General features: G+C 35.7%; 9 protein-coding genes. 5 read left to right on the plus strand and 4 right to left on the minus strand.

The annotated features are described in order from the left end of the window. Positions 1-206: 206 nt before the first annotated feature. Complete coding sequence (gene metG / locus O970_RS05530) at positions 207-2,246, minus strand: methionine--tRNA ligase (RefSeq protein ID WP_024496142.1); 2,040 nt, start codon at positions 2,244-2,246, stop codon at positions 207-209. A gap of 377 nt (positions 2,247-2,623) precedes the next feature. Between metG and apbC the strand changes: the two genes are divergently transcribed. Further along, positions 2,624-3,721, plus strand: coding sequence for an iron-sulfur cluster carrier protein ApbC (apbC, locus tag O970_RS05535; RefSeq protein ID WP_024496143.1), 1,098 nt, complete (start codon positions 2,624-2,626; stop codon positions 3,719-3,721). A gap of 213 nt (positions 3,722-3,934) precedes the next feature. Here the strand turns inward: apbC and sugE are convergent, their stop codons facing one another. Both sugE and O970_RS05545 read right to left on the minus strand, forming a co-directional pair. Continuing rightward, positions 3,935-4,255, minus strand: a complete 321-nt coding sequence (gene sugE, locus O970_RS05540; RefSeq protein WP_024496144.1) for a quaternary ammonium compound efflux SMR transporter SugE — start codon at positions 4,253-4,255, stop codon at positions 3,935-3,937. A 584-nt stretch (positions 4,256-4,839) separates the two neighbouring features. Then, on the minus strand, positions 4,840-5,031 hold the full coding sequence (locus O970_RS05545) for a Flp family type IVb pilin (RefSeq protein WP_024496145.1): 192 nt from the start codon (positions 5,029-5,031) through the stop codon (positions 4,840-4,842). Between the two features lie 931 nt (positions 5,032-5,962). Here O970_RS05545 and dcd point away from each other — a divergent pair. The 4 genes from dcd (at position 5,963) to gltP (ending at position 13,061) form a co-directional block, all read left to right on the plus strand. Beyond that, positions 5,963-6,544 (plus strand): dCTP deaminase, encoded by a 582-nt coding sequence (gene dcd / locus O970_RS05550; RefSeq protein ID WP_024496146.1) that lies wholly within the window; start codon positions 5,963-5,965, stop codon positions 6,542-6,544. 23 nt (positions 6,545-6,567) lie between these two features. Next, the gene (gene asmA, locus O970_RS05555) at positions 6,568-8,478 is read left to right on the plus strand and encodes an outer membrane assembly protein AsmA (RefSeq protein ID WP_024496147.1); all 1,911 of its coding nucleotides are present in this window, start codon (positions 6,568-6,570) and stop codon (positions 8,476-8,478) included. Between the two features lie 322 nt (positions 8,479-8,800). Then, positions 8,801-11,413: a DNA topoisomerase (ATP-hydrolyzing) subunit A gene (gene gyrA, locus O970_RS05560; RefSeq protein ID WP_024496148.1), complete on the plus strand. Its 2,613-nt coding sequence runs from the start codon at positions 8,801-8,803 to the stop codon at positions 11,411-11,413. Positions 11,414-11,726: 313 nt separating this feature from the next. After that, a complete protein-coding gene (gene gltP / locus O970_RS05565; protein ID WP_024496149.1) occupies positions 11,727-13,061 on the plus strand; it encodes a glutamate/aspartate:proton symporter GltP in 1,335 nt (444 codons plus the stop codon). Between the two features lie 275 nt (positions 13,062-13,336). On the opposite strand, the gene O970_RS09870 is transcribed toward gltP, so the two are convergent. Next, on the minus strand, positions 13,337-13,729 hold a 393-nt coding region (locus tag O970_RS09870; protein ID WP_036562779.1), incomplete at its 5' end, for a hypothetical protein.

Below are 13,729 nucleotides of genomic sequence, written 5' to 3' on the forward strand. Positions count from 1 at the left end.
TCCATCTCGCCCATCGCATTTAACCGAATATCACCTAATTTGGTTACTCTTTATTAATTTATCAGGGGCTAGATCGAATAGAAAATATAGCGAAAGTCTTGGCACTTAAGTACAGAACATATAAATAATGTTAACGTTAGTCTAATTATAAAAAAACCGGTATATGAACCGGTTTTTATTCCCAATTTGATAAGGTAAAGCTCAAATTATCTCACTGCCATACCTGGTAAGGCGCCACTGTCTGGTGATAATAAGAATATTTCATTATCGCCAGCGCCAGCGGCTAAGACCATTCCTTCCGATATACCAAAACGCATTTTACGAGGCGCTAAATTGGCAACCATTACGGTCAGTTTTCCTTCTAACTGTGTTGGATCTGGATAAGCACTACGGATACCAGAGAAAACATTACGTGTTTCACCACCTAAATCTAAGGTAAGCTGGAGTAATTTATCTGAACCTTCTACTAAACGCGCTTGTTGAATCAACGCGATACGCAAGTCAATTTTAGCAAAGTCATCAAATTTAATCGTATCAAGAAGCGGTTCATCGGCTAATGGACCGGTTACTTGTGGTTTATCGGTTTGCGCTGCCTGCGCTTTTGCTTGTTCAATCATGGCGGTTACCTTGTCTGGATCAATACGTGTAAATAGGGCTTTAAATGGATTAATTGTGTTAGCTAAAAGTGGGTGATTAAGCGTATCCCAAGTGAGCGTGACCTTTAAAAATTGCTCTGTGCGTTTGGCAAGTTGAGGTACAACGGGTTTTAAATAAGTCATCAAAATTTTAAATAAATTGATGGCCATAGAACAGACGGCTTGTAATTCAGCATCTTGACCTTCTTGTTTTGCGATCACCCATGGTGCTTTTTCATCAATATAACGATTTGCTTCATCGGCTAATGCCATGATTTCACGCATAGCTTTGGCGAATTCGCGATCTTCGTAATATTGAGCAATAATGTCTGCTTTGTTAATAAATTGATCAAATAAATTTTTATCATCTAACTGTGCGGATAGCAAGCCGTTGAACCGTTTGTTAATAAAACCAGCACTACGTGAGGCAAGATTAACCACTTTATTGACAATATCACTATTAACGCGCTGAATAAAATCATCTAGGTTTAAATCAATATCATCAATTCGTGGCGATAATTTTGCTGCATAGTAATAACGTAAGCAATCTGGATCTAAATGGTCTAAATAAGTGTTAGCTTGAATAAATGTACCACGCGATTTTGACATTTTTGCACCATTGACCGTAACATAACCATGTGCAAAAATATTAGTCGGTTTTCGATATTGGCTACCTTCTAACATTGCTGGCCAAAACAGGCTATGAAAATAGACAATATCTTTTCCAATAAAATGATAAAGCTCGGTGCGGCTATTTTTTTGCCAGAAATGTTCAAAGTCGACATGATTGGCTTTTTCGCAGTAATTTTTAAATGCACTCATATAACCGATTGGCGCATCTAACCAAACATAGAAGTATTTACCCGGCGCATCTGGTATTTCGAAACCAAAATAGGGCGCATCACGACTAATATCCCAAGGCTGTAAACCAATATCAAACCACTCTTGCATTTTATTCGCAATTTGTTCTTGGAGTGAGCCTGAACGGGTCCATTCACGTAACATCTCTTCAAATGCAGGTAAATCAAAAAAGTAGTGTTCAGACTCTTTAATAACTGGCGTTGTGTTTGATAAGGCAGATTTGGCATCGATTAACTCAGTCGGGCTATAAGTGGCACTACACACTTCACAATTATCGCCATATTGATCCGGCGCTTTACAACGAGGACAGGTACCTTTCACAAAACGATCGGGTAGGAACATCTGTTTTTCGGTATCAAATAGTTGTTCAATAATTTGCGTCTTAATATGACCGTTATCTTTTAGGCGTTGATAAATATGTGAAGATAAAACACGATTTTCTTGGCTATGGGTTGAATGATAGTTGTCAAAACTAATATTGAAACCAGCAAAATCTTTTTCATGCTCTATTTTTACGGCATCAATCATCGCTTCAGGCGTCATGCCTAATTGTTGCGCTTTTAGCATTATTGGTGTGCCATGCGCATCATCAGCACAGATAAAATAGATTTCATGACCGCGCATACGCTGATAACGTACCCATATATCAGCTTGAATATGTTCAAGCATATGACCTAAATGGATCGCTCCATTAGCATAAGGAAGGGCACAAGTAACCAGGATCTGCCTTGCTGTCTGTTTCGTTGTCATGCTATGTCTACCTTAATAATATTACTTTTAGAATAGGTTTCGGGAATAATTGTATTAACATTAAAATTTTATAATAAAATCAATTGATTGTGCTAATCAAACGCGTTTTTATAACCTCTTGATTTTATCATAAAAAATTATATGAACGATGTTGTTGTTACTAAAGGTAACTTATCAGTAACGTGGCGTTGCATTACCTATTAAATCGGTATTCATCATTACGCTATGTTTTTGCCTTATAATGAAAGATACCTCGACATCAATAAATAATGATAAAGTAGGAATGGTACAACAAACGTGGGATTATCGCTATATTTGTGGCATAATTTATCACAATTTTATTAATAAAATAATCAATTTATTTTTGAGACCAATTCATGAACCAGCATGAACAAAAACGATTACAGATTGCAGTGGAAAGGATTTTATCCACGTTTACCCATGTTACATTAAAAAAAGATCTCATTACCCTTAACGCTTTACAGAAGTGTGAGTTAACAAGATCTCAATTAGTGATTGAGTTACGTATGCCGTTTGCTTGGCAAACGCCTTTTGAACAACTTCAGCAGCAGATCACCCCAGAATTACTCAAGTTAACTGGTGTCGCTGAGGTAAAATGGTCGATGATATATCATATTGCAACATTAGGTCGCGCAAATAATTTACCAGCAATTAAAAATATTAAGAATATTATTGCGATCAGTTCGGGAAAAGGCGGGGTAGGTAAATCCAGTACAGCCGTAAATATAGCTTTGGCGCTGGCCAAAGAAGGCGGGCGTGTTGGGCTATTAGATGCGGATATTTATGGTCCTTCAATTCCCACTATGTTAGGGACTCAAAATCAGCATCCGCTCTCACCAGATAATCAGCATATGGCACCGATTATGGCTTACGGTATACCCACCAACTCCATTGGTTATTTGGTCGATAACGATAGCGCCATGGTTTGGCGTGGTCCGATGGCAAGTAAGGCATTGGTACAAATTTTAAATGATACTTTATGGCCAGAATTAGATTATTTGATTATTGATATGCCACCAGGTACAGGGGATATTCAGTTAACATTAGCACAACAGATCCCAGTCACCGGGGCAATTATTGTCACCACGCCACAAGACATTGCACTAATTGATGCCATAAAGGGGCTGGTTATGTTTAATAAGGTAAATATCCCAACAATAGGGCTGATTGAAAATATGAGCTATCATATTTGTGAACAGTGTGGACATCATGAGTCAATTTTTGGTGAAATGGGGACCCAAACGATGGCAGAAAATTACCAGATTAAATTATTGGGTAAAATTCCATTGCATCGTTCATTACGTCAGGACCTTGATCAAGGTAGACCAACAGTAATTAGTCAGCCAAATAGTGATTTTACTCAACGCTATCGTCAACTAGCCAGTGATATGGCCGCCTCACTGTATTGGCAGGGTAAAGTGATTGGCGATACGATTGCGGTTAATGTATTATAAGCATAGACATTATAAGTTGATGTAGATGTAATAGTTTAATAGGATAAGTCATATCGCACTATTCTCATTATTGGTATTCTTGCTTTGCAAGATGACTAGATGTTATCGGCGAGGAAAAAACAGCTATCATTGATGAATTTTCATTTAGCTGTTTTATCCATAACAAACGATATTTTTGGGCGATAAAAAACAGGACAAATACGTTGAATCACTTTATGTGGTTGAGCTTAATTTTATTCCTAAAATACCAATGATAATTAAACATAAGCTGATCACCCTCATAGCATTGGCGGGCTCTTTAAAGACAATAATGCCAACAACTGCGGCCCCAAGGGCACCAATACCAGTCCATATCGCATAAGCGGTTCCAACAGGAAGGGTACGCATCGCATGGGAAAGCAGTAAAAAACTACCGACTAGCGCGATTAAGGTAATAACACTTGGCCATAGTTTAGTGAAATTCTCAGAATATTTTAAGCCAATCGCCCAAACAACTTCGAGCAAACCAGCAATAAATAGTGAAATCCAAGCCATGGTACCCCCATTATTTGGCTGCTTATCTCGTATTAATTGAATAAATTATGGTTGAGCCTTTTCAATAAACAGGCTGAGAATCATTTAGATTAACAACAAAAGGTGGATATAGCAATCAAATAATATTTACAGGATAAGGGCGTAAAAAATAGTATAGTAATGATGGATAAGATGGATAAACAGATAGTTAGTTACTGCTAATAAGATAATAGTGGCTGGAACTGATATCAGTTAAATACTTGGCTATAATTAGGAGAAAGTATGGTAAGACTATTTATTTTTAATAATACCCTTAAAATAGACGTCCAAGTAGCGATTTATTTTGAATAAAAGTCAATTTTTTTACAAAACTAATTTATTAGGCAAGCATCTATAACGCGTTTGTGCGCGACACACTGTATTAATGTGTAATAAAATGAGAATTTCTCTCTTCGCAAGTGTTGGATTAATATCAGTTAAATATATAAAATCTAAATATTATCTTTAAAAATCGTTATTAAGTATATTTCCGAAGAGAGAAAATAGCTTATTTCTATTCCACTCTTATCGGAGTCGAATAAAATTAAGACTAAATTGTTAATCGACTACGATAAAGCGTTTAATGTTGTTTGTAAATGACTAAAGACATTATCCAGAGCCTGTCTTACTGGACCACCTGAACTAAAAGCCGAAATAGTAACAACAGCTACCCCCGCAATAACTACTGCATACTCAATTGCCGTTACACCGTCTTCTCTGTTAAAAAAGTGTCTAATGTTGGAAACTAAGTTTTTCATAATTAACTCCATTGTCTTATCTTTTCATTATTATAGTTTAATATCATTGCCTACGATATTTTTAATATGCTATCTTAACAGTTATATAAAAATATTCGTTATTGTTTTTACGTTTAATTTTATCAAACTAAATAGATATATTTTTACCTTTATTAGGTGCGGGTTCTACATACTATTATTTTATGCACCAGCATCAATAAATAACGTTACAATAACTCTTAACATCTATTTTTCTTTGAAAAAACGCTTTAATATTTTAATGATTCAACGTTTATTGTTTATAAAATGAAAAATTATCCTTTAAATAAGAAAGTGCTTATCTGTAACATTTTTATTTCTAACAATCATTTTTCTCGCTTTTCAACTCATTAGTAATTTTTACTTATCACCAAACATAAAAATAAAACAGTTAGATACTAAAAATATATTATTCATTTTTAATTTTGGCAAATTATAATGAGATTAACCTCATAATGTCTATCATTTTCACCATTCTAAGTGACGTTATATGGAATGAATTATAATATTTATATTACTTTTGGTAAGTAAAAAAATTATCTATCACTATATAACCTATAAATACTATGGCCGTTCTTTGATAATGTGGTCGCTTCAGCGGTTATATTATCAATGATACGATACCTATTAATCGTGCTGATTTTATACGTTAAAAAACCTATTTTAGTTTTTACTTATTCTTTAACGTTTGTTTCACAATTGGGTGTTATTGATAAATGATAGTATGGCGATACCTCAGATCTTATCTATTTATCTTTCTAAGATAAAATGTGCCATTGTTAACTCTTTTCCAATCAGCTAGTTTTTTAGCATAATAAATAAAATTGAGAATAAAAGGTGAATTAAATTTATCAATCATCGGTTTACCTGTTAAAATAGGCGTTCAAGATCAGCTATTTATGGAGACGAACCAATGAGATTATGTGATAGTGATATTGAGGAATACCTGGCTCATGGTAAACTCAAGATAACACCACAGCCACCAGTAGAATGTATTAATGGGGCAACAATTGATGTTCGTCTAGGTAACCAATTTCGTACTTTTAGTGAGTATACTGTCCCTTATATTGACTTAAGCGGACCTAAAGAAGCTGTTGCAGCTACGCTTGATCGTGTAATGGGTGACGAGATTGTATTAGCGCAAGGTGATGTGTTTTATTTGCATCCTGGTGAACTTGCTTTAGCGGTAACGTTAGAGTCGGTTGAGATTCCTGATGATTTAGTTGGTTGGCTTGATGGGCGTTCATCGCTAGCTCGTTTAGGCTTAATGGTTCATGTCACTGCGCACCGTATTGATCCAGGTTGGCATGGGCAGATAGTACTTGAGTTTTTTAATTCAGGTAAATTGCCACTAGCCCTAAAACCAGGGATGACTATTGGCGCGCTAAGTTTCGAATTATTAACTAAACCTGCATCTAGACCTTATCATCGTCGTCAGGATGCTAAATATAAAGATCAACATGGTGCGGTTGCTAGCCGTATCGATAAAGATTAGCCTACAGAATCGGAGTATCATGGATGGTTAAGAAGCTATTGCTTACGTTATTAATTTTGATATTAATAGCGGTGACTGGGTTATCTAGCTTAGTCTTATTTGTTAATCCCAATCATTTCCGAGGTTTTATCTCGCAAACAGTAAAAGATAAAACAGGTTATGAATTAGTCATTGATGGGGATTTGCGTTGGCATGTTTGGCCTCAAATAAGTATTTTATCTGATTCTATTCATCTAGAAGATAGTGGTGCACAAAAACCGTTGCTATCCGCAGATAATATGCGGTTAGATGTTGAATTATGGCCTCTATTTTCTAAGCAATTAGTTGTAAAAAACGTACTGGTTAAATCCGCCGTGATTAACCTTTCTGATGACAGTAAAGGTAACATTGCACAACAAAAGCAGCAACAATCAACAACAGTTGTAAACCATCAACCGGCAGATTCAAAACCAAAACAGACAGTAGCTTGGGGATTTACCTTAGATAAATTAGAGATGATTGATAGTACGGTGGTGCTTCAAACGGGACCTCAAGATTGGGTGAATTTTCGAGGTACTAATATTGTTATCAATAAGCAGGATGATCAAAAAGTTATACTCAATATTAATGGTAATGTTAACCGTAATCAGCAATCATTTGATTATGATTTAAAGGCCCTTGTTAATTTAGCTCAATATCCACAGCATATCTCTTTAGCTATTGATAAATTTAATTATCGTCTCGCAGAAGTGGGAATTGATGGGGATAATTTGCATGGTCATTTGACAGCGACGGTTAATTATCAAGCGTCGCCACTGAGTATTGTCACCAATGATCTATTATTAATGATTAATGGTAATCAGCTTAATGGAAATGTCTCGTTTTCGAAAACGGGTAAAGTTCCCGATATTAAGGCTGATTTTTCGGGTGTACAATTTGATTTAACCCCTTTTATATCAAATAGAGACAACAAAAAAGAAAAATTAGCCTCAGCAAATTATGCGCATGATCCCGTTGTTTCTAAAACAGTTAAACGTAATGAATTGGCCTTTTTAAATCAATTTAATGGTGCATTAAATGTACAAATTGATACCTTACTTGCTGGTCATCTTAAAGCAGAACAGGTTGATATTGATTTAAGCAATGAAGTGGGTTACGCAGTCATTAATAAGGCAAAATTAAATATAGCGAAAGGCGACATTGCCATTACAGGTAGTGCGGATGCCAATACAGAGCAAACCAATATAAAATTGAATGCTCAGTTAAATCACGTGGTATTAAGCGATCTTTTTAAACAACTTGAAATGCCATACGATTTAACAGGAACAATGCATGGTCAAGCCAATTTAGTCGTTAATACCATAAAACCAGCCGCTATCGTGTCAGCACTTAAAGGTAATGTAAATCTGGATATTGATGAAGCTCGCTTAAATAATATTAATATTGATCAGATTATTCAAAGAGCCGTCTCTCAAGTGACGAAAAAGATTGTGACGGATGAACAGCAACAAAAATATACGCAGTTCCATCATATTTCAGCAAAAGGTGAGATAAATGGTGGTAAATTGATGTTGTCATCATTAGTGGCTAACTCTGAAACCTTAGATATAACGGGTCATGGCGAAGTTGATTTATTACAGCGAAATTTAGATATGGGATTGAAAGTCAATGTATTTGGTGGTTGGCAAGGTAAGAGTGAAATCATTACCCAATTACAAAAATTAACTATCCCGTTCAAGATTTATGGTGCATTTGCACAATTACATTATCAACTTGATATTAATACATTGCTTAAAGAGCAGTTAAAAGAGCATTTACAAGACAGTGTCGATAAGTTAATTGAGCGTTATTTGCCTCAACAGGAACAAAGCGAAGATACACCATCGCAAGAGAAAAAGTCCACCTCTCGTACTGATCGCCTTAAAGGTCTATTGAATCGTATTAAAAATAACTAATAGTTTTACTTACCATTAGTATTAAGCAAACGGCGCTGACAGTGCCGTTTGTTATTCCATCTATATGCGATAAATTTCTGCAATCTATGTTAATTTGTGCTATAATCAGCCCATATTTTTAATGATATAAAAAGACTTATATTTATTTAATTTTTTTGAAGTTAGTTGCACTAATTTTAAGAATATAAATAATAAAAAGTCTATTTTTATCTTACATTTAGCTGCTTTTCATAGTTTGTAAATTTGCTAAAATTCTAATTATCATTCTCAGTTTATACAATTAATGTTGAGATTCAATTTAAAGTAGAGAGAACGTGGTTTTATGACCGATTTAGCCAAAGAAATTACACCGATAAATATCGAAGAAGAACTCAAGAATTCTTATCTTGATTATGCGATGTCAGTGATTGTCGGACGTGCGTTACCAGATGTACGTGATGGTTTAAAGCCTGTACATCGTCGCGTATTATTTGCAATGAATGTGCTAGGCAATGATTGGAATAAAGCTTATAAAAAGTCAGCACGTGTAGTTGGGGATGTGATCGGTAAATACCATCCACATGGTGATACCGCTGTTTATGATACTATCGTACGTATGGCTCAGCCTTTCTCTTTACGTTATATGTTAGTCGATGGGCAAGGTAACTTTGGTTCAGTAGATGGCGATTCCCCTGCGGCGATGCGTTATACTGAAATTCGCATGTCTAAAATAGCACATGAACTTTTGGCTGATCTGGAAAAAGAGACCGTTGATTTTTCTCCTAACTATGATGGTACTGAGTTAATTCCAGATGTATTACCAACTCGTATTCCTAATTTATTAGTAAATGGCTCTTCTGGTATTGCTGTGGGCATGGCAACCAACATCCCACCACATAACTTAAATGAAGTAATCAATGGCTGCTTGGCTTATATGGATGATGAAAATATCTCCATTGAAGGATTAATGCAACATGTTCCAGGGCCTGATTTTCCAACGGCAGCGATGATCAGTGGGCGTAAAGGTATTGAGGATGCTTACCGTACTGGTCGGGGTAAAATCTATGTTCGTTCACGGGCGGACATTGAAGTCGATGAAAAAACGCACCGTGAAACGATTATTGTCACCGAAATCCCTTATCAGGTGAATAAAGCACGTCTAATTGAAAAGATTGCTGAATTAGTTAAAGATAAAAAAGTGGAAGGTATTTCTGCACTGCGTGATGAGTCAGATAAAGAAGGCATGCGCATTGTGATTGAAGTAAAACGCGATGCCGTAGCTGAAGTGGTGCTAAATAATCTTTATTCACAAACTCAGTTACAGATCTCCTTTGGGATTAATATGGTGGCATTACATCATGGTCAACCAAAGTTGCTTAATCTAAAAGATATGTTAAAAGCGTTTGTCACTCATCGTCGAGAAGTAGTGACACGCCGCACTATTTTCGAATTACGTAAAGCACGAGAAAGAGCGCATATCCTTGAAGGTTTAGCAATTGCTTTAGCTAATATTGATCCCATTATTGAACTTATTCGTCATACGGCAACTCCAGCAGAAGCCAAATCAGGGTTATTATCCCACGCATGGCAATTGGGTCATGTTGCAGTAATGTTAGAAAAAGCAGGGAATGATGCGGCGCGTCCAGAAGATTTAGATCCTGAATTTGGTGTTCGTGATAATCACTATTTCTTATCAGAGGCTCAAGCACAAGCTATTTTAGATCTACGATTACAAAAATTAACTGGTCTTGAGCATGAAAAAATTATTGATGAATATAAACTATTATTAGATCAGATTTCAGCCTTACTTTATATATTGCAAAACCCAAACCGTTTGATGGAAGTGATTCGTGAAGAGTTAGAAGAGATTCGTGCTCAATATCAAGATCCACGCCGCACAGAAATTACTGCGAGCAGTGCCGATATCAATATCGAGGATCTGATTGCTCAAGAAGATGTGGTGGTCACTTTATCCCATCAAGGTTATGTTAAATATCAACCTGTGACCGATTACGAAGCACAGCGTCGAGGGGGGAAAGGTAAATCAGCCGCTCGAATTAAAGAAGAAGACTTTATTGAGAAATTATTAGTTGCGAATACCCACGATACGATCTTATGTTTCTCTAGTCGTGGTCGTCTATACTGGTTAAAAGTCTATCAGTTGCCTGAAGCGAGCCGTGGTGCACGTGGTCGCCCAATTATTAATATTCTGCCTTTAGAAGCAAATGAACGTATTACCGCGATTTTACCGGTCAAAGAATTTGATGATCAGCACTATGTGTTTATGGCAACGGCTAGTGGTACCGTTAAAAAGACCGCGTTATCAGAATTTAGTCGCCCACGTGCGGGAGGGATTATTGCTATTAACTTACGTGATGGCGATGAATTAATTGGTGTTGATCTAACCGATGGCACTAATGAAATTATGTTATTCTCAGCTAGTGGTAAAGTAGTCCGTTTCCGTGAAGAAGAAGAGTTAGAAGATGGAACCATAAAAGGAGTACGTGCTGTTGGACGTACCGCGGCAGGAGTTCGTGGTATTAAATTGAGCGATGATGATCAGGTGGTATCGTTAATTATTCCACGTGGTGATGGTGCCATTTTGACCGTTACCCAAAATGGTTATGGCAAACGAACCGCGCAAGATGAGTATCCAACAAAATCACGAGCAACACAGGGCGTTATCTCAATCAAAGTGAGTGAACGTAACGGACGCGTGATTGGTGCAGTACAAGTTGATGATAATGATCAAATTATGCTGATTACTGATGCGGGTACTTTAGTGAGAACACGGGTAAGTGAAGTGAGTATTATTGGGCGCAATACACAAGGTGTTACACTGATTCGAACTGCTGACGATGAAAAGGTGGTCGGGTTGCAATGTGTTGCTGAGACCGATGACGATGAAGAACAAAGTGAACCTTTAGCACATTTACCAACGTCAGAAGAAGAATAATCAAGTCTCTCTTATTAAAAGGATTAGTATTAGCTAATCCTTTTTTTTCTTAAGTGATTATAATTTCTTATTATAACTTCTTCTTATTACTGTTTCTTAATTAGTTTTATTATTACTATTAAGTTAACGATGTTTTTAAAAGGACTTAGCATGTTCAAAATTTCACAAAAATACTGCCATAATTTGGTATGGGAACGCTAATGACTAGCAATATATGTATCGTTTCTTGGTAGCTATCATTACTGTTTATTGAATAGGTTTATTATTACTATTATAAAAATAATGATATTTTTATTTTTTTAAAGGGTTCAATATGTTTACAATTTTACGAAAATATAGTCGTAACTTAGCGTGGCAAATACTTTTTGCGTTTATTTTAGGAATTATTTTAGGTACCTGTCTAAACTATATTTCCATGCCTGATCATAGTTATTATAAATATTATGATTTTATTATTACCAATATTATTCAACCAGCAGGAGAAATTTTTACTCGTTTAATCAAAATGATTGTCTTACCGATCATTTTGAGTACCTTAATCTTAGGTATTGCTGGCTTAGGGGGGTCAAAACGATTAGGTACATTAGGTTTTAAAACCATCCTCTATTTCGAAATCATTACTACTATCGCTATTCTATTAGGTTTATTCTTTGGGAATATCTTTGGACCTGGTATGGGCGTTGATGCTTCACAATTGGTGAAAGCAGATGTTAGCCAATATATTGAAAAAAGTAAGGAATTAAGCAATAAATCCCATGGTTTAATTGTGATGATATTAGATATGATTCCTACTAATATCTTTAGCGCCATGAGTAAAGGTGAAATTTTACCGGTCATTTTTTTCTGTGTATTTTTTGGTTTAGGATTAATGCAGTTGCCAGATCAGCAACGTGAACCCTTCATACATTTCTTAAAAGTCATCTCAGATACCATGTTTAAAGTTACCAATATTATTATGCGTTATGCACCTGTAGGTGTTTTTGCATTGATTACGGTTACGGTTGCGAAATATGGTTTTGAATCCTTATTACCGCTATTTAAATTAGTTGCTGTTGTCTATATAGCGATGATCGTTTTTACGGTATTAGTATTAGGTTTAGTCTGTAAGATTTGCAGTTTTAATATTTTTATTTTATTACGTATTTTAAAAGAAGAATTGATTATTGCTTTCTCAACCGCCAGTTCTGAAACCGCATTACCAAAAATTATTGAGAAAATGGAAGCGTATGGTGCACCTAAATCGGTAACGAGTTTTGTCATTCCAACAGGCTACTCTTTTAATCTTGATGGTTCTACACTCTATCAAAGTATTACCGTCATCTTCTTAGCTCAATTATTTGGTATGGATCTCTCCATAACCAAACAATTAATTATTGTTATTACCTTAATGATTGCCTCTAAAGGTATTGCGGGTGTACCTGGTGCATCAATCTTAGTTCTTTCCGCAACGCTAGGGAGTGTAGGTATTCCATTAGAAGGCATTAGCTATATCATGGGGGTTGAACGTATCTTAGATATGGGGCGCACAGCGGTAAATGTTATCGGTAATGCATTGGCAGCTATTGTCATTGCGCGCTGGGAACATGTTTTTGATGATAAAAAAGCCCGTGATTATGAGGCTACATTTTTAGGAAATACTTCCAATTAATCGAGCTTTTCTATCGATAAGAAGATGTTTGGAATATAACTAATTTTATTAGCCCATTATTTAATAAAACGCTATTTAAGTAATGGGTTAAATAAGGATTAAACTTAGTAGTGACTTATACCTCGCTTTCAAAAGCAAATTAGTTTGTGATAACAGATACCCCAACATAATTGATGTCTACACCTACCACATTGACGTTATTTAAATAAGATGCACACTATTACTACCGTCCAGATTAGATCTAATCATTTAGTTTTTATATTTAACCGATGATATTAAGGACGTGGCGAAAAATCATCTATTTGTGCTCGCCATTTGTTATAATTCCAATCTATAATTTTGGTTTTTAATTCGGTCAAATATTGGTGTGCTGTCTGTTTTTGTTCTGCGTTAAGACTCTTATCTAAACGGGTTTGAATTTCCTCATTATATGCCCATACTGGCGGGAAGTAGTTACGATTCCAAGCTAAATAATCATCTTGTTCGATAAGTTTTTGTCGTGTGTAATCCAGCAACAGTGACCAAGCATAAGCTTTTATTTCATCATGTTCGCGACCTAAACCATATAAATAGGCTTCGGTAACTCGTAATATGCCAATAATGGAACTATGTTCCGCCATTAACTCTGCATAATCAATCGCCTGTTTTAAATCCGATAATTTTAATGC

The sequence above is a fragment of the Candidatus Schmidhempelia bombi str. Bimp genome (assembly GCF_000471645.3).
Taxonomy (GTDB): Bacteria; Pseudomonadota; Gammaproteobacteria; order Enterobacterales; family Orbaceae; genus Utexia; species Utexia bombi.

Coding starts and splice junctions, on each gene's coding strand:
- metG (WP_024496142.1), bottom strand. CDS start 2,246: ATGACAACGAAACAGACAGCAAGGCAGATCCTGGTTACTTGTGCCCTT.
- apbC (WP_024496143.1), top strand. CDS start 2,624: ATGAACCAGCATGAACAAAAACGATTACAGATTGCAGTGGAAAGGATT.
- sugE (WP_024496144.1), bottom strand. CDS start 4,255: ATGGCTTGGATTTCACTATTTATTGCTGGTTTGCTCGAAGTTGTTTGG.
- O970_RS05545 (WP_024496145.1), bottom strand. CDS start 5,031: ATGAAAAACTTAGTTTCCAACATTAGACACTTTTTTAACAGAGAAGAC.
- dcd (WP_024496146.1), top strand. CDS start 5,963: ATGAGATTATGTGATAGTGATATTGAGGAATACCTGGCTCATGGTAAA.
- asmA (WP_024496147.1), top strand. CDS start 6,568: ATGGTTAAGAAGCTATTGCTTACGTTATTAATTTTGATATTAATAGCG.
- gyrA (WP_024496148.1), top strand. CDS start 8,801: ATGACCGATTTAGCCAAAGAAATTACACCGATAAATATCGAAGAAGAA.
- gltP (WP_024496149.1), top strand. CDS start 11,727: ATGTTTACAATTTTACGAAAATATAGTCGTAACTTAGCGTGGCAAATA.